The sequence below is a fragment of the Flavobacterium stagni genome (genome assembly GCF_004122105.1).
Taxonomy (GTDB): Bacteria; Bacteroidota; Bacteroidia; order Flavobacteriales; family Flavobacteriaceae; genus Flavobacterium; species Flavobacterium stagni.
This window is the reverse complement of the sequence record NZ_SBKN01000001.1, coordinates 728,167-750,663: the sequence shown is the minus strand read 5'-3', so window position 1 is coordinate 750,663 and position 22,497 is coordinate 728,167. Positions and strand designations below refer to the sequence as shown.

Genomic DNA, 22,497 nt, shown 5'->3' with positions numbered 1-22,497 from the left:
TGTTTTAGTTATTTTGAAAATGCTCCGAAATCAGTTGCAATTCCGTGCGAAAGGCCAACATTTTGTCACCAAACAATTTTTGTCCTTCATCACGCAAACGCGCGGCATCTTCGTCGTAATACCGTTGCAACGTTTCAATGCTATCGGTAGTGTATTGAATGGCGTAAGTGACGCCGCCCATTTCTTCTTCTACCAAAACTTTGACCATACGCGCCGAAGAAAATTTCCCTGTAGCCAATACGTCGTTGATGTGTTTGGTTTGCATCCAGCGCATCCATTGGTCGTGAACGCTTTCGTGAATGTTAATGGTTACATTGTATAGTATCATGTATGTTTTTTAAATTCTTTAATGCAAAGGGCATTTTCGTCCCGATTTACATTTCCAATTTATAATTCAAAATGTATAATAATTCCTTAGAGTTCTTTGTCTCCGCGAAGACGTCTGAATTTTTTCTGGGCATCCACATAGTAAATGCTGTCTTCATGGTTCAAAATAAGGTCTTCATAAAGCGGTTTGGCTTTTTCAGCATCCCCTGTTTTATTGTATAATTCTGCAGCAAAATACGTCGCTTCATCTACATAAATGCATTCTTTATGTTGGTCAATAATTTGACGGTAGCTCGCAATGGCTTGCGGAATATTATTTTGTTCTTCTTCTAATTTTCCAATGCGAAGAAGCGTAATGGGTTCGATTTCCTGCCCTTTGTGTTCTTTCAAAATAGTTTGAAACGCCTGCAATGCTTCTGCTTTTTTATTTTGGTACAGCAAATAATCGGCACGGGCAAATTTCTTCAAAGCCGTTTGGGTCGAATCCGCCACCGTATTGTCACTGATCAGCAAATACAAATCCATGGCATCATTGGCGATTAGCTGGGTAGACGCCGACTTCAACACATTCAATTGGTGCTCGGCCCATTTGAAATCCGCTTTGTAATAACTGGTTTTGGCCACGCGCAAACTCGCTTCTTGTCCTGTCGGACTATTACCGCCTTCATTTTCGACTTGCGCGTAATAAATTAGGGCTTGATTGAACTTTTCTTCCAACAATAAAATATCTGCTAAATCCATTTTTACCTCAGCGATTTCTTCGCGTTTCAAAGGCATTTCTAAAGCATTTTTCAAAATGAACTTGGCAGTTTCTGTATCTTTTTGCTGAAAAGCGGCAAATTTAGCTTTCAATTGTAAAAGCGAAAGAGAATACGGACTTACCCCAAATTGCTTGATGCGCAAATCCAATTCTTGAGCAATCGCCGGATAGTCGGCAGGTTGTGCCTTTTTGATACGCAATTCAATCAAATAGGTGTGCGCTTTGATTTGCAAATCCAAATCTTTGGTATTATCCAAAATAAATTGCAAAATCTCTTGGGCAGCTTCTTGATCGCCTTCCGTCATCGCCAATTGCGCCAAATTCACAATATTGGAAAACGATTCCGGACTGCGTTTGTAAATGGCTTTTTGTTGAATAAAAGCTTTGCTGTATTCTTTTTGTTGGACATAAAACCAACTCAAATAATCATTCCAAAACAAATCTTGTGTTTTCTGAATGCGACCGAGTAAAGCTTTGCGTAAGGCATCGTTGAAGGTCACATTAGCCTCTTCATTCATAAAACGCGACAACTGGTTTTGCACCATCACCAAACTCTGTGGATTACTGTAAGATTCCGTCAAGAATTTCTCGATCATGGTATCCAAGTCGCCTTTTTGTCCATACAGCAATGCCAACTGGTAATTGAAGTTGTATTTGGGTTCGAGTGTCAACGCCAATTCATAGGATTGAATCGCGTAATCGGTCAAACTTTTTTTATCGAATGCATAAGCAATTTGGAACACCTCATTGTGGTTTTTGCGAATCTTATCCAAGGCTTGCTCGTAGTACTTTTTGGCTTTCTCAGTGTTTTTTTGCAATTGAAAATTATACCCCAATTCTACCAAAAAACTCCCTTGTTTATACATTTCCAAGCGTTCCAAAATCAATTTCTCGGCTTTATCAAACTGCTGCAATTGCTGATAACATTCCACCGTGCGTTGAAAATAATTGAAATTGTGTGGCTGTGATTTTAATAATTCCTCATAACTCACGAGCGCTTTTTCAAATTCGCCCCGGTCAAAATAATTCTGAGCCAACTGCTCGTTTTGAGCGAAGGCAGTCAGGGACAGACCGAAAACAATGAAAAGTAGAAATCGTTTCATAGGATAAAAAAACAATGTACTAAAATAACACAAAAAGTGTCAGTCTAGTACATGTTTTAAGGTTTCTTAACGAATATTAGTTGATGATATCAAATCCGGTATACGGACGCAATACTTCGGGGATTACAATACCTTCGGGAGTTTGGTAGTTTTCGATGATTCCGGCCATCACGCGTGGAAGCGCCAATGAACTACCGTTCAATGTATGTGCCAATTGCGTTTTGCCGTCTTTCCCTTTGAAGCGTAATTTCAAACGATTCGCTTGGAAAGTTTCAAAATTTGACACCGAAGAAATTTCCAACCAACGGTCTTGCGCTGTAGAGAACACTTCGAAGTCATAGGTTAAGGCCGAAGCAAAACTCATATCCCCGCCACACAAACGTAAAATTCGGTACGGCAACTTCAATTCGCGCATGATATTTTTCACGTGGTCTACCATTCCGTCTAAAGCCGCATAGGAATTATCTGGATGTTCGATGCGCACGATTTCCACTTTATCAAATTGGTGCAAACGATTCAACCCGCGAACATGAGCGCCATACGAACCCGCTTCACGACGGAAACAAGGCGTATATCCTGTACACAAAATCGGCAAATCGGATTCACTCAACAACTCATCACGGAATAAGTTGGTTACAGGAACTTCAGCGGTCGGAATCAAATACAAATCATCCAAACCTACATGGTACATCTGACCTTCTTTATCGGGTAACTGACCCGTTCCGTAACCTGAAGCTTCATTCACTAAATGCGGTACTTGGTATTCTTGGTAACCCGCTTCGGTATTTTTATCTAAGAAATACGAAATCAAAGCCCGTTGCAAACGCGCGCCTTTTCCTTTGTAAACAGGGAAACCTGCACCGGTAATTTTTACGCCCAATTCAAAATCGATGATATCGTATTTTTTCACCAATTCCCAGTGCGGTAATGCGCCTTCATGCAACACAGGAATGTCACCTTCTTGGAACACATTCAAATTTTCTTCAGGTGTTTTTCCTTCGGGAACAATATCTGCAGGAAGGTTGGGAAGTAAATATAATTTCTCCGTTAATTGAGTAGCATATGCATCCAATTGCTCGGATAAAACTTTACTTTCTTCACGAAGATTCGTCGTTTTTTGTTTTAGAATTTCCGCTTTGGCTTTTTCACCATTTTTCATCAACATCCCGATGTCTTTGGACAGCTTGTTGGATTCGGCCAATACGTTATCTAACGACGCTTGCGAACTGCGGCGTTTTTCATCCAATTGTAAAATCTCCTCTACGATACCTTTGGCATCCATGTGCTTGCGATTCAGCGCCGCAATTACCTTCTCAGGATTTTCTCGAATAACAGCAATCTGTAACATGTGATTATGGGTGTTAAATTTCAGTGGGCAAAGTTAGGGAATTGCTTCCGATAATTGTTTATGTAAAACAGGCCATTTTTTGATTGCTGTAGAATTGAAATTTGTCAATTTTATACCGCATTTTAGCAATTGATTATCAATAGTATGCTGTTATTTTTCATACATTCGCAAAAATTTCTAAATAAACCCATGAGAAAAATCTACTTCTTACCCTTATTGTTTAGTAGTGTCTTTGGACTAGCGCAAACCAATTCTGAAGAATTTAACGAAATGGTGAATGCTGAGCGTAAAGCGGCTTCGGCAACAATGAGCGTGGCTATTAATCCCAACACGGCTAACTACGATGTAACCTACCATAAAATTGAATTGACGGTAAACCCCTCCTCACCTACTGTGAGCGGGAAAGTCACCACCACGTTTACTGCCTTACAAAATATGAATACCGTGACGTTTGACTTGATGAACGAGTTGACCGTAACGGCAGTAAAACAGAATACGACCAACTTGGCCTTTGTGCAAAATGCCTCCGAAGAATTGGTCATTACATTGCCTTCAACTGTAGCCGCAGGAAGTTCAGCAACAGTAGAAATCACCTACAACGGCACTCCGCCGCCCAGCGGATTTGATTCTTTTGAAGCAGCTACTCATGCGGGTACACCCGTAATGTGGACTTTATCTGAGCCCTTTGGGGCACGCGATTGGTGGCCGTGTAAACAAGATTTGAATGATAAAATTGAATCGGTTGACATTTTTATCACAGCGCCTTCACAATATGTAGCTGTAGCGAATGGTTTGGAACAATCCCAAACGGTAAACGGTTCTTTAAAAACCACTCATTTTCACCATGGATATCCGATTCCGGCTTATTTAATTTGCTTTGCGGTGACCAATTATACCGTGTACACCCAAACGGCAGGAACGCCACCCAATACTTTCCCGATCGTAAATTATGTTTATCCTGAAAATTTCAATGCCACCACCCAAGCGCAAATGGATGAAACGATTGGCATTATGGACTTTTTTGAAAACACCTTTGAAACCTATCCTTTTCACACAGAAAAGTACGGACATGCCCAGTTTGGTTGGGGCGGTGGTATGGAACACACTACCGTTTCTTTCATGAATAATTTCAGTCGTCAATTGATTGCCCACGAACTCGCGCACCATTGGTTTGGCGATAAAGTGACCTGTGGAACTTGGAAAGACATTTGGTTAAATGAAGGTTTTGCCACCTATTTGGCCTCGATGGTTATTGAGAATTTTGACGGCGAGTCGGCGTTCATCGCAGACAAAACCAATATGATCAACAACATTACTTCACAAACGGGTGGAGCGGTGTACTTAACCGATACTGAAGCCTTAAATGCCAATCGTATTTTTAGTAGTCGATTGTCATACAACAAAGGCGCCATGGTCTTACACATGTTGCGGTTCAAATTGGGCGATGCCGTCTTTTTACAAGGTTTAAAAAATTACTTGGCAGACCCAGTATTAGCCTATAAATATGCACAAACCCCGCACCTACAAGTGCATTTGGAAACGGTATATGGTAACAGTCTAACTGAATTTTTTAACGACTGGGTGTACAACCAAGGCTATCCTATTTACAGCATTACCGCTCAAAACTGGGGCGGTGGTCAAGCCAAAATCACCATTAATCAAACCCAATCCAATGCAAGTGTAACCTATTTTGAAATGCCTGTTCCTGTTCGTTTGACCGGAAGTGGCGGACAAACTTTGGATGTCGTTTTGGACAATACTTATGACGGAGAAGAGTTTTTGGTGAATGTTCCTTTTACAGTAACTGGTGTGCAATTTGACCCTAAAAAACATATTATTTCTAAAAACAGTTCCGCTACCTTAGGCAATGAAACATTTGTCAACAGCAATGCACTAGCGGTTTATCCCAATCCAACGCATCAAACGGCCCATTTGCAAATGCCGAATGATTTTACCTTAGAAACCGTAACAATCTACAATACCTTGGGACAAATGGTATTGGAAACCGAGGCCTATGAATGGGATATGAGTGCCTTGGCCAACGGAACCTATCAAGTAAAAATTACGACCAACGAGGGCGTCTTTCATAAAAAATTGATAAAAAACTAGAATTCATTACACGCATAAAAATAAAGGGGGCAAAAAATACTATTTTTGCGCCTCATTGAATTAGGAAAAGGATACATGGAATTTGCAATTAAATTATGTCAGTTCTTACTGAGCTTATCGATATTAATCGTTCTTCACGAATTGGGGCACTTCATCCCTGCCAAACTTTTTAAAACACGGGTAGAAAAATTCTATCTGTTTTTTGATGTCAAATTTTCGTTATTGAAAAAGAAAATCGGGGAAACCGAATACGGCATTGGATGGTTGCCACTGGGCGGGTATGTCAAAATCGCCGGAATGATTGACGAATCCATGGACACCGAGCAAATGCAGGGCGAACCTCAAGCCTGGGAATTTCGCTCCAAACCGGCTTGGCAACGTTTAATTATCATGTTGGGCGGTGTGATCGTGAACTTCATTTTGGCCTTTATCATTTACATTGGTATGACGTTTTACTACGGCCAAGAATATATCGCCAATACCGACATCAAACAAGGGTTATGGATTACCAACCCCGTGCTTGAGAAAGCCGGACTTCGTAATGGGGATAAAATTGTAAGTATTGACAAAGCACCGATTGAACGCTACAATGAAATTGCCGGACATTTGGTTTTGGCCAAAGAGATTACCATCAACCGTCAAGGTAAAGATACCGTGCTGAAAATGCCTGAAAATCTGATTGACCAATTGATGAAAACCGAAAAAGGGGTATTGGTCAACTTGCGTATTCCGTTCATTATTTCGGAAGTTCCCGCCAATTCACCCAACAAATCGGTTTTAAAAGAAAAAGATATTGTGACCGAATTTAACGGTCAAAAAATAACCTATGTAGACCAAGTTTTGCCGCTTTTAAAAGAAAACAAAGGCAAAACAGTTCCTGTGGTTGTAAAAAGAAATAATGTAGTTACGCCTCTTAACGTAACCATCAACAAAGAAGGGAAAATGGGGATTGCCTACGCTTCTGTGATTCCGGCCGAGGACATGGAAAAAATGGGACTTTATACCATCCAACATGAAAAATTCAGCTTTTTCGAATCCATTCCGATTGGTATTGAAACGGGAGTGAATCAACTAACAAGTTATGGCCGTCAATTGAAAGCCATTTTCAACCCAAGTACAGGTGCCTACAAAGGCGTGGGAGGCTTTGGTGCGATTTTCAAAGTATTTCCCTCTACATGGAGCTGGCAAGCCTTTTGGGGCATCACTGCGTTCTTGTCGATTATGTTGGGGGTTATGAATTTATTACCCATTCCAGCCTTAGACGGCGGTCATGTGATCTTCTTATTGTATGAAATGATTTCCGGCCGTAAACCCAGCGACAAATTCTTGGAAAAAGCCCAAATGGTTGGTTTTGTGATTCTTATTGGATTACTACTGTTTGCTAATGGTAACGACGTGTACAAAGCCATTTTTGGAAAGTAAAATTTTTTGATTTTTTTTCGAAAAATGTTTGCATAAATGAAATTCCGTCTTATCTTTGCAACCGCTTAAAAGATATAACATCTTCCTCCTTAGCTCAGTTGGTTAGAGCATCTGACTGTTAATCAGAGGGTCCTTGGTTCGAGCCCAAGAGGGGGAGCAAAAAACCCGATACGAAAGTGTCGGGTTTTTTTATTTCCCTCGCAGGGCGAGAAGTTTACCCCGAGAGGAACGATTCGGGGAGCCCAAGAGGGATTTGAAATTAAAAGGAGGACTGCCAGTGGCAGTCAGGTACCACAAAATTAGTTTGTCGCGTCAGTTATAGCAACAGAAAGCCTTCACAGCAATGTGAGGGCTTTTTTAATTTATGTAATCTATTCGCCTATGTTTTTTGTCTACATTCTTTTTTCAGAAAAGCTATACCAGTATATTCAGTAGGCAGGAATCAGTCATCAGTTTTCAGCTATCAGTTTTCAGCTATCAGTCAGGGATATGTGCTATTTAATAGATAGCTGCTTTCTTGAAACTCGATGGCACGGATTGAAAATCCGCGCTATCGGGATTGAAAATCCGCGCCATCGGGTTACTAGTCACTCTAACGTCTTAAGACTAGTCAGGAAAAATTCCCTATCTTAGAGCTTCAAAACATTAAATATGCGAAACCTCTATTTTTCTATCCTGGCCATTGCCTTAACACTCGCTACTATAGGGTGCCAACCCAACAAAACAGAAGTTGAAGTGCCTGAGCGCACCGACGGTCATCCCACTTGGATCATGCAAGGCAACATCTACGAAGTCAATATTCGTCAATATACTCCAGAAGGCACTCTCAATGCCTTTGCTAAACACTTGGACCGCTTACAAAAAATGGGCGTGCAAACCATTTGGTTTATGCCCATCAACCCTATTAGTAAAGTGGATCGCAAAGGGTCGCTCGGTAGCTATTATGCGGTGTCCGACTATTGTAAAATCAATCCCGAGTTTGGTACTCTTGAAGATTTTAAAAACGTAGTGAAAGCCATTCACGATCGCGGCATGAAAGTTATCATCGACTGGGTACCCAACCATACCGGTGCCGACCATGCCTGGCTAAAAAACCATCCCGATTTTTATGTGCAAGGCAAAGACGGAAAGGCTGCCGTGGCATTTGACTGGGCCGATGTTCGTCAGTTGAACTTTAAAAACCCGGTCATGCAGGACAGCATGATCAACGCCATGAAATACTGGGTAAAAGAAACCGATATCGATGGTTTCCGTTGTGATGTAGCGTGGAATGTACCTGCCGGATTCTGGAAAAAATCAATTCCCCAACTTAAGAAAATGAAAAACATGTTCTTCCTCGCAGAAGGCGACAGCACCTACTTACCCAAAAGTGGTTTTGATGCCGTGTACGGTTGGCACATGTTTAAAATGATGGAGAAAATTGCCAAAGGCGACCGACCCGCATTCGGACTCGATAGTATCGTTGCTGAAAATGCAAAAATGTACCCAAAGAATACCATCCAATTGTATTTTACCAGCAACCATGATGAAAACAGTTGGAATCACGCCGACTTCGGCACCTTCCCTAAAGAAGTCCACGCACCATTTGCGGTATTTACCCAAACCATGCAAAACGGCGTTCCGTTGGTGTACAGCGGTCAAGAAGAACCCGTGTTGCGTGCCCTAAAATTTTTTGATAAAGACCCCATGTCGTTTAAAGAATTAAAACGTGCTGCTTTTTACACTACCCTACAAGACTTGCGCAAAAACTGCAAAGCTTTAGCCGCTAATGCCGCATTCGCAAAGGTAAAAGCAGGCGACCCCAAAGCGGTCTATGCCTATACTCGAGAAAAAGACGGTGCGAAAATCCTAGTACTGCTCAATTTTTCGAAAACACCCCAAAACTTACAATTGAGCGACCCTAAACTGCATGGCAAGGTCACCGATATTTTTACCCAAAAAACCCTTGAAATCGATGCCAAAACCCGCACCCTACCCGCTTGGGGCTATGCGGTGTATCGCTATAATTAAACCCACACAAAAAAACCACCTTCACGGGTGGTTTTTTTGTATATCTAATCAATGGGTTTGCTGTTGTAAAACTACCTGTATAAAGAAACGGTTAAACGAATTCCAAAACCGTATTTTTTTATATGTTTGTAGCGGGCTTACCAAAACCAATCCTACATGATTTTTAACTCGTTCAGTTTTCTGTATTTTTTCCCTGCAGTGTTTATCCTGTACTGGTTTTTTACCCAGAAATATCGGAAAGCCCAGAATATTCTATTGCTGGTTGCGAGCTACTATTTTTATGCCTGTTGGAACTATAAATTCCTTTTTTTACTGATTTTTTCAACCCTTTTGGATTATTACACCGGACTCCAAATGGAAAAATCGGGCTCAATAGGAAAAAAGCGCTTTTGGTTTTGGCTCAGTGTCCTCATTAACCTTGGATTTTTAGGAGTGTTCAAATACTACAACTTCTTTGTAAGTTCGTTTATTGACTTCCTAGCCCTTTTCGGCATTCAAGGCCATGCCGCTACACTCAATGTCATTCTCCCAGTGGGGATTTCTTTCTATACCTTTCATGGACTAAGCTATGTTATTGATATTTTCTACAACCGAATTAAAGCCGAAAAAGACTTTGTAGACTACAGTGTCTTCGTTAGTTTTTTCCCGTTGTTAGTGGCCGGACCCATTGAACGCGCTACACATCTACTCCCGCAAATTAAACAAGACCGGACTTTTGACCCGTACAAAGCTGCAGATGGTTTGCGTCAAATTCTGTGGGGTTTGTTTATGAAAGTGGTGGTGGCTGATAATTGTGCAATGGTCGTTAACGAAGTGTTCAACCATCCCAACCAATACAATGCGGGAAGTCTATGGATTGGCGCACTTTTCTTCGCTTTTCAAATTTATGGCGACTTTGCAGGTTATTCCAATATCGCATTGGGAACCGCACGTTTATTGGGATTTGAATTGCTAAAAAACTTTTCATTTCCTTATTTTTCAAGAGATATCGCCGAATTCTGGCGGCGTTGGCACATTTCCCTTTCCAGCTGGTTTCGGGACTATTTGTACATCCCTTTAGGCGGAAGTAAAGGCGGACTCTACAGTCAACTCCGAAACGTGTTGATTATTTTCTTGGTGAGCGGACTCTGGCATGGCGCCAATTGGACGTTTATCATTTGGGGCGGGATCAATGCCTTGTGCTTTATTCCGTTGGTCGTATTCAAACTTAACCGAGCCAATACCGACACTGTAGCCCAAAACACTTTTTTACCTTCGGTAAAAGAAACTTTACAAATAGCGATCACTTTTGGTATTACCGTAATTGCTTGGGTATTTTTCCGAGCCATCAATGTAACGGAAGCCATCCGTTATTTGACAAAAATGTTTGACTTTTCTCGCGGTTTTAAACCTGAAGTAAGTCTTTCTTCTTTTGGATTTATAGCGGTATTATTAGTTGTCGAATGGCTACACCGTCATAAAAATCACGGTTTCGAATTGAGTTACATCTCCCAACGTTGGGTGCGCTGGCTTTTGTACTTATTCGTATTTTTAATGCTACTAATTTTTGGAGTGAGCTCCGATACATTTATCTATTTCCAGTTCTGATGAAAAAATTCTTAATTCGCTTAAGCCTTTTTAGTTGCATCGCCCTATTAGCGACCAGTCTGGTATTGATGAAATACGGGGGCTATATCGATTATTTTTATTTAAAATTCACCACCCCAAAACAACATTCTTTTATTCTTGGGGATTCCCGAAGTTTTCAAGGCATCCAACCCCGAATTGTCGATGCAGAATTAAAAGACAAAGGCTTCGAACTCCCCATGTTCAATTACAGTTTTACCATTACACAAGCGGCTTATGGACCGGCTTATACAGAAAGTGTGAAACGTAAAATGGACCCCGATACCAAAAACGGATTGTTCATTATCAATGTGAATCCGTGGGTTTTAGCACAACGCGAAAAAGACGATTTTGAGAACGGCATCTTCATGGAAGCCGACCATCCGCCCCACAATATGCGGTGGGTGAATATGAATCCCAATTTTGAATATGTAGTGAAAAATTTCAACTACTTACACATTCGGGCTTTATTCAAACAAAACTCAGAATTGCATCCCGACGGTTGGATGGAAGAACGCAATCTACCCAAAGACAGCACTACATTTGTGGGTTGGAAACAAAACCAATACAAAATTTATAACGGATTTGCCCAACGTTGGAAAAAATGCGACTACCGTGTAAAGGCCTTAAAGGAAATGATTCAGTTCCTAGAACAACACGGAACGGTGGTGCTTGTGCGTATGCCTGTCGATGAAAAATTGCAAGAAATTGAAACCAACTTTTGGCCCGAATTTGATACCACAATTGAAAAATTGGCAAAAACGACTAACGTTTCCTATTTCAATTTATTGAAAAACAACAAGTACAAAACCTACGACGGGAATCACATTGACAAATTTGGCGGTGTGGCATTTACCAAAGATTTATGCCAATTAATTCTGATGCAAAAGAACAGTCCGAACATTCCCCATTCTGCTTTACCTAAAAAATAATTAGCTCGTATTCGCAACGAAAAACGGCATTAATTCTATCTCATAAAAAAAGACGTTCCCTCGCAGAAACGCCTTCTCTCTCTATAAATAGACCTGTTTATTTAGTGAACATGCAACAACGATCGAATATCGATGTTTTCGGGTAAGCGCCCCACATTTTGCAATTTTATTGCGGCTAACTTTTGGGCAATGGTAATCCGATCGGTTAAGGAATAACCTTGCAAACCGGCATATAAGAATCCGGTCCAAAAGGCATCACCCGCACCGGTTGTATCTTTGATATCGTTTAATTCCATGGCTTTTTGAGTAATCAATCCTTCTTGGGTGTCGGAGAGTACCACGCCTTTTTTTCCTTTAGTCAAACACACCGTTTGTGCCCCAAAACTGTGGAAATATTCAAAAATGAAATCTTCTGATTTGACCTCAGCAAACAAACGGTAGCAATCGTCTTCACTAACTTTCACCAAAGGATTGTTCGACAAATAATCTTTTATCACCGCTTTGGCTTCTTCGCGGTTGGGCCAAATGCGTTCTGAAAAATTCAAATCGATACTCAACTGCAAGCCCATGGCACTTGCCGCTCTTGCCCGTTCTAAAATCGTGTCTTGTGCCGGTTTTTTACTCAACGCAAAACAAGTGGTGTGAAAGATTTTAGCTTGCGCCAAAACAGCATCCGGTAATTGTTCTCCAATGATTTCACAATCAGCTTGACGGTACGGAATAAAATCAGGGGTTTCTGTCGATTTTGATACAAAAATAACGGAGGTTGGTAAATGTTCTAAGCGTCGAATTTGTGAAGTAATCACTTGATTCGCTTTCAATTTGCGCATGGCATAATCGCCAAAACCGTCTTGACCAAATGAAGCCACCAATACCGATTGTAAGCCTAAGCGTGCGGCATTAACAGCCACATTTGTGGGCGAACCTCCTAAAAAACGGTGGTAATCTTTAGTTTGATTAATCGATGTGTTGACTTCATGCCCAATCAAATCGATTAGCAATTCGCCCATACTTATAATATCTATGGTTTTTGATTCCATGATTTAGGTTAAAATAATAAGGGTTTTTGTGAGAATAAATGAGTGTATAATAATACCGATCCCGCTGCACTCCAGGTACATTGCGGTACGCCATTGGGGGCCATGGTTTGGGTATTGAAATTTTCATAAAAAGCAAAATCTTCCAAGGCATTGGCATCGTCCAATTGTTCCCGCAATTGATTCGCTTCGGCAATAAAACCACGCTGCACTAAAGCCATTCCGCAAAAACCATTAACCATTGGCCATGAACCGCCGTTATGGAATTCATAGGGATGATTGCGGAACTCGTATTTGCAATTGTTCTTCAACAAATGCCAATCTTCCTCCCCTGCAAAAACAGGTGGCCAGAAGGCAGGCACGAGTCCGAGCGGTTGTTGCCCTGCCAATTCCATCATGTATTCAATTTGAATGTTCTGGAATTCGGGCGAACCCAAGTTCAACAACAAACCTAAAGCATTGGCAAACGCATCATACCGGTTTTTGTATCCTGCAGGATTAAACGAACACGGCATATAGCGGTTCCAGGTCACCTCTTGATAGGCACGCTCATGATAATGGTCTTCTGCAGTATTGCGGGTAAAATTAAGCAGTACTTGTGCTTCAATAGCCGCGATTTTAGCTGCATTCATTTCAGTTGGAGCACAATGTTGTACGCCCCGTAAAGCCCAAATGCGCAACATCTGATCATACAACACATAACCATCGGTAATGTATTCATCGGCCCAATTGCCCGACAACGGTACATACACCAAATGGCGGTTGTTGAACTCCCAATTTTGTAATAAGGCTAATGCTTTTTGCACTGCCGTTTCCATTTTTTTATAAAATGAAAAATCACCCGTGACATACGTATATTGAGTAACTCCAATAACAAACCAAGTCACCGCATCCACGCGCCCTGCCAAACCGCCATAACTTACTTCAGAAGTCCCCTGCTCCCCAAAAGCCACATTGGACGGAATAGTCCCTGTTTCATGCTGGTGTTGGGCAAGCGTTTCTAAGGTATTTCGAAAGGTTTCAATCAGCGTTGCTTCGCCCGTTGTTAGCGCCGCCAATCCACAGATGACGCCATCGCGTGCCCACACCCGATTGTAATTGGTAATGGGTTGCACCGAGGCTAAAAATCCTTGCGGTGCCGAAGCTTGATGCAGCAATTCGAGCGCTTTTTGGTAAACGGTATTAGGCACTTTGAGTAGTAGTTTTAGGTTTCATTCGTAGGGTTAACAACGCACTGCATATAAGCAATATTCCAGCGAGTGTAATTGCTAGGCGGGCATCGTTGTGTAAGAAGTGTTTCATGATGTAACCAAAAGTCAAGTTTTGGATAATCATCGGGACAACGATCATCATGTTGATAATGCCCATGTACACGCCGTAACGCTCTTTAGGTATTTCAGAAACGACAATCAAATAGGGAATTCCCATCATGCTTGCCCAGCCAATCCCAAATCCGGTAATGGCAAAAAACAATAAAGATTTGTCATGAATATGCGGGAAGAATAAAAATCCAATGGCAGCGGCAGTGAGACATAACGCATGTGTGATTCTCGGACTGTATTTTTTGGCCAATCCTACTAAAGCAAAAGCCACCAAAAAAGTCACAATGTTGTACCAACCGTTGACCAAACCGGTCCAACTCACCGCTTGTTCATAGGCTTCAGGATCGGATTGTGGGGTGGCATTCCAAATGGAAAGTGCGATACTCTTAGAGGAATTTTGCCAATAACAAAACAAGGCATACCATTGGAACAAATACACCAAAGCCAATTGCCACAATAGTTTCGGCATCTCGGCTATAGCTGAAAATATCTCTTTTAATGGTTCGAGAACGCCCCCTTTTTGCGCATGGATATGTGCCAATTCTTCTTCACTGGGCGGAATCTCTTGTGTGGTGCGCATGCTCCACCAAATCGAACCCACGGAACATATTGCACCCAAAAAGAAGGAAGCAAATACCCAAGTGGGCAACGAACCCGTTTTTCCCACAATAATCATTGGGAAAATAAAGAGGGATAAATTCGCCAAGGTTTGCCCAAATCCCGTAAAGAAACTCTGCATTTGAAACCCTAACGGACGTTGGTCGTCATTTAATTTATCGGCTACAAACGCACGATACGGCTCCATCGCCATATTATTCCCCGCATCCAAAATCCAGAGCAAGCCTGCAGCCATCCAGAGCGAACTGCTAAACGGAAAGGCAATTAAAGCCAAGCTACACAAGAGGGCTCCGATTAAGAAATACGGCTTACGACGTCCCCAACGCGGGTGCCAAGTCTTATCACTCAAAGCACCAATGATGGGTTGAACGAGCAATCCCGTTACGGGTCCGGCCAAATTCAACAACGGAATTTCATCTGGACTAGCGCCTAAGAAATCGTAGATGGGATTGACCGCACTTTGTTGCAATCCAAAACTATATTGTATGCCGAAGAAGCCGACATTCATGTTGAGAATTTGCCAGAAACTAAGATGGGGTTTCAAATTCATGGATTAGTCCAGTTTTTTGAGGAAATCGTCAAAGGGAATGTCATTCATAAACAACACTCCGTATTTATCGATTACAGGAATGGATAGCCCATACGTAGGCATACCCGCTTGTTTCAACTTCGCCAACATTTCGCGAAGCGCCACTGTATCCTTGTCGATGTCATAAAACACATACGCAATCTTGCGCTTGTCCAAATAAGCTTTGGTGTCGATACAATAATGGCAATCGGCACTACCGTATATGATAATTACTTTTTCTTTGGCGGGTTGTGTGGTTACAGCCGTTGAAGGTGTTTGAGCCCAAACAGATCCGCTAAACAAAAAACAAAAGAATACGTAGTATAGAATGCGCATGATATTGATTTTTAGACTACCAATTTACGTAAAAACAATTCCCGCGCCATCTTCTGACGCAGGAATTGCTAACAAAATAAACATGAAAAATATCTTAGAATCGGTAAGCGATTGTTAACGTTGTAGTTCTACCGTTGATAGAACGTGCACGTAAGATATTGTCTTGATTTTCGGTGATGCTTCCTTCTTCAACCTCAGTGATACCGATTGTATCAAAAACGTTGTTTACATTCAAAGTAGCCGAAAGACCTTTTGTCAATTCAACACTTACGAATGGGTTAACATAAGCATAACCGGGCATAACTAACTGATTATTATCTTGTGCGTAAGCTTTTGTAGTACCAATTACTGAGAAACCTACGTTATGTTGTTTTTTACCTCCAAATTTGTATGAAGGTACAATGTTATAGATGAAATCCGCTTGACGACGTGGACGGTTTCCTTCTACAGATGGATTTAACGCATCAGAAGCAATTTTTGCTTTGGTATACGTAACGTTACCCATAATGTTGAAGTCACTTACACGGTAGCTTCCTTCTAACTCAAGACCCATAGCGTTGTATTCGCGTTGGATTTGACGAATTCCTCCTGAACCTCCACCGAAATCCCAGTTTTGTTCAGAAACTTTTGAATAGAAAGCTGTTGCATAAAACGTGTGGTTTTCTCCTTTGCGTTTGAAACCAATTTCCGCTTGATCAACCATATCCGCGCTTAATCCATTGATGGCTGCACCTGAGTTTAAGATGTTTGGTCCAAACAATAAACGGTCAGCATTAGCTCTACCACCACGGCTGTAACGTCCAAATACCGATTGGTTTTCATTCATTAAGTAGTTCAAACCTAAAGAGAATGAAGTATAATCATAATCGTAGTTGATTGGTTTACGGTTGGCATTATCTACCACAGAAACACTCGCTTCTGGACCATCAATTACACCATTGTTATTTACATCTAAATTAGCCGCTTGTGTAGCACCAGCATAGGTTCCTCTTGCTTTACCTGAATCAAAACGAACACTCGCATCAACCGTTAATTTTTCAGAAGCTTTCCACTGTACCGCTGCATAAGGAGCAGTGATATCGTAGTTCGCATCGTAGTTACGCGTACAACAGTTACCCCAAAGTGGCACACCGTAAGCATATAAACCGTTTGAAGTAGCAGAACCTGCATTCAATAAAGCGGCATTATCGCCTTTTACTTCCATCAAATACGAATTCCATAACCAAGACATGTTAATGTTTTGGAACGCTCTGTAGTACCCAAAAGTTACATCAACATCACCGAATTTTTTAGACAATTTCATGTCGTTGGTGAAGTTGTTGAAGTTGTTGATTTCAGTGTCAAAAGTGTGAATACGCATTGCCAACGCATTGTTGCTGAAGTTTCCACCTGCTGAAGGTCCGTTTGCATACGTTAAATTCGCTACACCAAAAGCACTCGCTAAAGCACCTCCTGTAGTAATCTCTGCTGGGAATAAAGATTCAAAACGACCTTTGATGTAGTTTTGACGGAAACGGTTTTCAATTTTCCAGTCATCACCTAAATCGAACGACATTTCTGCACCAAACGACGTGTTGATCGGGTGCATACCGTCTGCCATATTACTTCTTCTGCGCTCACCATCAGCACCGATAGTAAGGTTATCTAACATATAAGCACTGTGTGGTGTATCGTGTAAGATATCAAAACCACTTACAGAACTCCAGTTCGGACTAGCATTGGTACCTGATACTTTTACAGGCATTGGTAAATAACCAATTGATTTGTCGTTCAAATATTTTACATACAAACGAACGTATCCATTTTTGAATTCTTTGGTTAAATTCGCTTTGAACTGACCACCTAAATTCGCTGTATATCCTGCATTACGAGGTCCTTCTCCTTGACGGTAGAAACCACCCACGTGGAAACGCAATGTTTCAGTTAATGGAGAACCGTATTCAAAATCAGTACGGGTTTGACCAAAATCCAAACCAACTTGTTGCATTAACGTACCGCCTTCTTTTTTACCATCTTTTGAGATAAAGTTGATGATCCCTGCTGGTGAGTTACTCGCAACCGTTGAAGCAGAACCTCCACGGATTGCTTCTACGCGTGCTAAGGTTTGATCGTTACGAACAAAAATATCCGCATTACCAAACGCTACGTCACCAAACTGCATTACAGGCAAACCATCTTCGTGCAATTGCAAGAATTTAGCTCCTCCAGACGCAATTGGAATACCACGTACAGTAATGTTGGCATTACCCTCACCACCTGTTGGCTCAGCTTTAATACCCGCAATAGAACGGAAGATCTCCGCAGTTGAACGTGGAGCCGCTTGTTCGATTTGTGCGGTATTCACCGAACTCACCGAAACACTCGATTGCAATTTTGTACGTTGACGCACAACCCCTGTTACAACTACTTCATCCAAACTTTTGGAATCATCTTCCATTTGAAAATCGGCCGTCGTGTTTCCTTTTACCGATACTTCTTTTTTAATGGTTTTGTAACCAATGAATGACACGGTTACTGAAGTTGCGCCGTCAGCCAATCCACCGATGCTGTAAGCACCGCTTTCATTAGTCGTTGTCGATTTTGAACCGGCAGCTACGTTGGCCCCAACCACCGCATTACCTTTCGCATCGGTAACTTTTCCTGACAAAACACCACTTTGAGCAAAAGCTTGCGACACTAGCAATAGCATAGCTAGTAACAGCGATTTCTGCAAAAGATTAGTAATTTTTTTCATTTTTCAGTTTTTAATTGATTATTAATTTGAGTTGATTATTATTTCGAAATTAATTTTTTGGTTAACAGAATATTAAGAATTTCGCACCGAAAACGTTTTCGAAAATACCGAAAACGTTTTCGATTTCCGAAATCGATTTTTTTCACCATATTTGTTACAATGAAAGAAGCGACACTCAAACAAATTGCCGAAACCTTAGGCATTTCCATTACTACGGTTTCCAAAGCATTAAAGAATTATCCGGATGTAAGCGACAAAACCCGCAAGGCCGTGCATGACCTTGCGCATCAGTTGCAATACACGCCCAATTCGTTTGCCGTGAACCTTCGCACCAAAGAGTCCAAAACCATCGGGGTGATTATTCCCGAATTGGTGCACCACTTTTTCTCCAGTGTCATTGACGGTATTGTGGCCGAAGCCGAAAAGAACGGCTACCTCGTTATTATCCAACAATCCAGCGAATCCGTGGTGATGGAAAAGAGTCAGGTGGAATTGTTGCTCAACAAACGCGTGGACGGTATTGTGATGTCGTTATCCAATGAATCCAACGACGACGAACATTTGAAAGAACTCCTTCGCCGTGGCGTTCCCTTTGTTCAATTTGACAAAATCTCCAAGTTATTAAATAGCTCCAAAGTCATTATCGACGACCAAAAAGCCGCCCTCGAAGCCACAGCCCATCTGATTTCCAAAGGCTGTACGAAAATTGCACACATTCGCGGACCCGTAAATCCGCAAAATGCCATCGACCGTTTTTTGGGCTATAAAAAAGGATTGGAAAAACACGATATTCCCTTCGACCCTTCTTTGGTCTACACCTGTAGTCGGGTTTCTTTCGAAGAAGGTAAAGAATTCGCCGCACAAATCATCAAAGACCATCCCGATGTGGACGGTATTTTCTGTATTACCGACTTGGTCGCTGTGGGCGTATTGGCCTATTTCAATGAAAACAACATCAAGGTACCGCAACAAATCAAAGTCATCGGATTTAGTAACTGGTTCATGTCGCAAGTCATCACGCCATCCTTAAGCACCGTTGAACAACCCAGTTACGACATGGGCGTGGCCGCTTTTAATTTATTATTGGAAGAAATGAATGCCCGCAAAGAAAACCGCAGTATGGAACCCAAAACGGTACGTCTTGAAACGCAAATTATAGAGCGGGAATCGACGAGAGCTTAGGAGCAGTATTCAGTGGGCAGTAATCAGTAGGCAGTAATCAGTAATCAGTAATCGGTAGGCAGAAACTAATAACTAGTCACTAATAACTATTTCAGAGAACAGTGGCTCAGCAGCTCAGCCTCTCAGCCTCTCAGCAGCTTTACTGTAACATTTTTCCATAAAATCCTACTTATTCAATCAATCCGACTAAATAATCCGATTATGAAAAAACTAACCTTACCGGTTCTAGCCTTAATGACTATGGTCACTTCGTGCCAGAAGAGCGAACCCTTACACTCCGGAATAACCAAAGCCAACATGGATACGTTGGTGAAACCGGGCGATAATTTTGACGCCTACGTCAACGGCAATTGGAGCCGTAAAACCAAAATCCCTGCCGATAAAGCCGCTTATGGTGCCTTTGATATGTTGTTGGACAAATCCGAGAAAGACGTCAAAGAAATCATCCAAGCCGCTGCCAAAAGCAACAGTTCGGCCGGCTCTGAAGAACAAAAGATTGGCGACTTCTACGCCTCATTCATGGACCGCAAAGGCCGTGATGCAAAAGGCTTGAGTCCGATTCAACCCGAGTGGGCTAAAATCGACGCTTTAAAAGACAACGAACAACTAGCGGCTTACTTAGGTGCTGCCAACCGTGAAGGAACGCGTGCGCCGTTTGGTGTTTTTGTCAATACGGATTATGTGGATCCAACGAAAAATGTAATCATGGCTTGGCAAAGCGGATTGGGACTACCCGATCGCGATTACTATATTGCTACAGCTCCTGAAATGACGAGCATTCGTGCGGCGTATGCCCAACATGTGGAGAAAATGTTGACCTTGGCACAATTCCCCAACGCCAAAGCCGATGCACAAACTATTGTGGCTTTGGAAACGGCGCTAGCAAACATTCATGTGCGCAAAGAAGACAACCGCGATTCCAAGAAATTAAACAACCCGATGACGTTGGAAGCGTTAAAAACGTTGATGCCCAACTTCAACATGAAAACCTACTTGGAAAAAGCAGGTATGAGTAAAGAAAAAACGGTTGTGATTGCACAGCCTTCCTATATGAAAAGCTTGGATGCTTTGATTAAAGCAACCCCTATTGCTACGTGGAAAACTTACTTGAAATGGACCGTATTAGACGGCGCTGCAGGTTATTTAACAACGGCTTTGGACAACCAAAACTTTGAATTTTACGGTAAAGTATTAAACGGTACCGAAAAACAACGCGACGACTGGAAACGTGCGGTACAAACCGTGAGTGGTGGTTTGGGCGAAATGATTGGAAAATTATATGTGGAAAAACATTTCTCGCCTGAAGCCAAAGAACGCATGACGGTAATGGTGAAAAACCTGTTGAAAGCGTATGCCGAAAGCATCCAAAAATTGGATTGGATGAGTGCAACTACGAAGAAAGAAGCCTTGAAAAAAGTAGACAAGTTCATGATTAAGATTGGCTACCCAGATAAATGGCGGGATTACTCGTCGTTGACCATTGCGAAAAACGACCTATACGGCAACCTGCAACGTTGTGCCGCTTATGAATACCAACGCAATTTGGACAAATTGGGCAAACCTGTAGACCGCACCGAATGGGGCATGACACCACAAACGGTAAATGCGTATTACAACCCATCGTTAAACGAGATTGTATTCCCAGCGGCTATTTTACAACCGCCGTTCTTTGATATGAACGCTGACGATGCCGTAAACTATGGCGGAATTGGTGCAGTAATTGGTCACGAAATTGGACACGGTTTTGATGACGAAGGAAGTACTTTTGACGGTGACGGTAAATTGCGCAACTGGTGGACGCCAGCTGATTTAGCTGCATTTAAAAAGAAAACCGGTGCTTTAGTAGCGCAATACAACAGCTTTGAGGCTCTACCTAAATTATTTGTCAACGGACAATATACTTTAGGAGAAAACATTGGTGACTTGGGCGGATTAAGCATTGCGATCAAAGCCTATAAAATGAGTTTAGACGGCAAAGAAGCACCTAAAATGGATGGCTTTACGGGCATCCAACGCGTATTCTTAGGCTGGGGTCAAGTTTGGCTAGACAAATCCCGTCCAGAAGCCATCCGTTCGCAGATTGCTGCCGACCCGCATTCACCGGCCAAGTTCCGTATCAACGGTGTGGTGCGCAACATCCCCGAATTCTATGAAGCCTTCAACGTAAAACCCGGCGATTCCTTATACCTCGCTCCGAACCAACGCGTGAAGATTTGGTAAGGGAAGTCGTAAGTCGTAAGTCTGAAAGTCGTAAGTCGTGAAAGACGGAAACTTGAAACTTGAAACTTAAAGAAATCCCCTGCAGCAATGTGGGGGATTTTTTATACAAACTTCACACCGTCTTTACCTAAACCTAACGCTGTTCCCCGTTCTTTGCCCCGTGAAAGTAACCCCGTTTGCCCTTTCATTTCATACAGAATTAAAAAGATTGGTTAGTTGTAATCCCCTGCAGGTGTGTGGGGGATTTTTTGTACTTTAGAGATATAAAATATACACCATGGCAACCACCACTATAGACTGGGATTTTGTAGAGCGATTTTATCCGAATTATTATTCGTGTAGCACCATTACTTTAATTGACATACTCACTCGAGCACGAGATGGAGAAGAAGTTTCCCTAAGTGACCAAACGTTTATTGAAGGCTGGGATGTGGAGAGGGAACTACACCGTTTAGAAAGGAAAGTATTTAATGAAGCATATGAGAATATGAAAAACACTTTTAATAACTAGGGTTTTTCCTATAGGTTTTTAAAGTTATTTTGTTGAAAATTGCGTAGGTATTAGCATTTGTGCAATTGGTATTTTATTGAAATTTACAAAATAATTAGCCTAATTGAATTTACATAATACTACATTACAATTTAGAATGCAAAATCAACAATTAACTGTTATCGATTTTTTCTGTGGAGCCGGTGGATTTTCTGAGGGATTCAGACAAATGGGATATAAAATTATACATGGATTTGACCATTGGAAACCTGCGGTTGACACCTACAACCATAATTTCAACCTCAACTGTGAAGCCAAAAATATTTTGGATTTTAAAAAGTCTAAAATGGTAAATATAATTATCAAGTAAACAA

Annotated in this window: 17 protein-coding genes and 1 tRNA gene; 10 read left to right on the top strand and 8 right to left on the bottom strand. The window is 41.7% G+C overall.

Annotated features, from left to right (window positions below; translation table 11 throughout):
• Positions 1–4: 4 nt before the first annotated feature.
• From EQG61_RS03305 to serS, 3 genes are all read right to left on the bottom strand, one after another.
• Positions 5–328: a DUF4286 family protein gene (locus tag EQG61_RS03305; protein ID WP_129460463.1), complete on the bottom strand. Its 324-nt coding sequence runs from the start codon at positions 326–328 to the stop codon at positions 5–7.
• 86 nt (positions 329–414) lie between these two features.
• Positions 415–2,190 (bottom strand): tetratricopeptide repeat protein, encoded by a 1,776-nt coding sequence (locus EQG61_RS03300; RefSeq protein WP_129460462.1) that lies wholly within the window; start codon positions 2,188–2,190, stop codon positions 415–417.
• A gap of 76 nt (positions 2,191–2,266) precedes the next feature.
• Positions 2,267–3,538 (bottom strand): serine--tRNA ligase, encoded by a 1,272-nt coding sequence (gene serS / locus EQG61_RS03295; RefSeq protein WP_129460461.1) that lies wholly within the window; start codon positions 3,536–3,538, stop codon positions 2,267–2,269.
• 189 nt (positions 3,539–3,727) lie between these two features.
• Here serS and EQG61_RS03290 point away from each other — a divergent pair, with 189 nt between their 5' ends.
• The 6 genes from EQG61_RS03290 (at position 3,728) to EQG61_RS03265 (ending at position 11,616) form a co-directional block, all read left to right on the top strand.
• On the top strand, positions 3,728–5,647 hold the full coding sequence (locus tag EQG61_RS03290; protein ID WP_129460460.1) for a M1 family aminopeptidase: 1,920 nt from the start codon (positions 3,728–3,730) through the stop codon (positions 5,645–5,647).
• A gap of 75 nt (positions 5,648–5,722) precedes the next feature.
• Entirely contained in the window at positions 5,723–7,069 is a 1,347-nt protein-coding gene (gene rseP, locus EQG61_RS03285) for an RIP metalloprotease RseP (protein ID WP_129460687.1), read from the top strand.
• Positions 7,070–7,152: 83 nt separating this feature from the next.
• Positions 7,153–7,226, top strand: a tRNA-Asn gene (locus EQG61_RS03280).
• A gap of 494 nt (positions 7,227–7,720) precedes the next feature.
• Positions 7,721–9,079, top strand: a complete 1,359-nt coding sequence (locus tag EQG61_RS03275) for an alpha-amylase family glycosyl hydrolase (protein WP_129460459.1) — start codon at positions 7,721–7,723, stop codon at positions 9,077–9,079.
• Between the two features lie 156 nt (positions 9,080–9,235).
• The gene (locus EQG61_RS03270) at positions 9,236–10,666 is read left to right on the top strand and encodes an MBOAT family O-acyltransferase (protein WP_129460458.1); all 1,431 of its coding nucleotides are present in this window, start codon (positions 9,236–9,238) and stop codon (positions 10,664–10,666) included.
• Positions 10,666–11,616 (top strand): hypothetical protein, encoded by a 951-nt coding sequence (locus tag EQG61_RS03265; RefSeq protein ID WP_129460457.1) that lies wholly within the window; start codon positions 10,666–10,668, stop codon positions 11,614–11,616. The genes EQG61_RS03270 and EQG61_RS03265 overlap by 1 nt, the downstream gene beginning before the upstream one ends.
• A gap of 101 nt (positions 11,617–11,717) precedes the next feature.
• Here the strand turns inward: EQG61_RS03265 and EQG61_RS03260 are convergent, their stop codons facing one another.
• The 5 genes from EQG61_RS03260 to EQG61_RS03240 all read right to left on the bottom strand — a co-directional run bounded on the left by EQG61_RS03260 (position 11,718) and on the right by EQG61_RS03240 (position 18,231).
• Entirely contained in the window at positions 11,718–12,656 is a 939-nt protein-coding gene (locus tag EQG61_RS03260; RefSeq protein WP_129460456.1) for a carbohydrate kinase family protein, read from the bottom strand.
• Positions 12,657–12,664: 8 nt separating this feature from the next.
• Complete coding sequence (locus EQG61_RS03255) at positions 12,665–13,843, bottom strand: glycoside hydrolase 100 family protein (RefSeq protein WP_129460455.1); 1,179 nt, start codon at positions 13,841–13,843, stop codon at positions 12,665–12,667.
• Positions 13,836–15,143 (bottom strand): MFS transporter, encoded by a 1,308-nt coding sequence (locus EQG61_RS03250; protein WP_129460454.1) that lies wholly within the window; start codon positions 15,141–15,143, stop codon positions 13,836–13,838. The genes EQG61_RS03255 and EQG61_RS03250 overlap by 8 nt, the downstream gene beginning before the upstream one ends.
• Before the next feature lie 3 nt (positions 15,144–15,146).
• Positions 15,147–15,497 (bottom strand): glutaredoxin family protein, encoded by a 351-nt coding sequence (locus EQG61_RS03245; RefSeq protein WP_129460453.1) that lies wholly within the window; start codon positions 15,495–15,497, stop codon positions 15,147–15,149.
• Between the two features lie 94 nt (positions 15,498–15,591).
• Positions 15,592–18,231 carry a TonB-dependent receptor gene (locus EQG61_RS03240; protein WP_129460452.1) on the bottom strand — a complete coding sequence of 880 codons (2,640 nt, stop codon included), beginning with the start codon at positions 18,229–18,231 and terminating at the stop codon, positions 15,592–15,594.
• Positions 18,232–18,390: 159 nt separating this feature from the next.
• On the opposite strand from EQG61_RS03240, the gene EQG61_RS03235 reads away from it, so the two are divergent.
• The 4 genes from EQG61_RS03235 (at position 18,391) to EQG61_RS03220 (ending at position 22,493) form a co-directional block, all read left to right on the top strand.
• Positions 18,391–19,413 (top strand): LacI family DNA-binding transcriptional regulator, encoded by a 1,023-nt coding sequence (locus EQG61_RS03235; protein WP_129460451.1) that lies wholly within the window; start codon positions 18,391–18,393, stop codon positions 19,411–19,413.
• Between the two features lie 201 nt (positions 19,414–19,614).
• Complete coding sequence (locus EQG61_RS03230; protein ID WP_129460450.1) at positions 19,615–21,633, top strand: M13 family metallopeptidase; 2,019 nt, start codon at positions 19,615–19,617, stop codon at positions 21,631–21,633.
• Between the two features lie 277 nt (positions 21,634–21,910).
• Positions 21,911–22,144 carry a hypothetical protein gene (locus tag EQG61_RS03225; protein ID WP_129460449.1) on the top strand — a complete coding sequence of 78 codons (234 nt, stop codon included), beginning with the start codon at positions 21,911–21,913 and terminating at the stop codon, positions 22,142–22,144.
• 136 nt (positions 22,145–22,280) lie between these two features.
• The gene (locus EQG61_RS03220) at positions 22,281–22,493 is read left to right on the top strand and encodes a DNA cytosine methyltransferase (RefSeq protein WP_235829014.1); all 213 of its coding nucleotides are present in this window, start codon (positions 22,281–22,283) and stop codon (positions 22,491–22,493) included.
• The last annotated feature ends 4 nt before the right edge of the window (positions 22,494–22,497 follow it).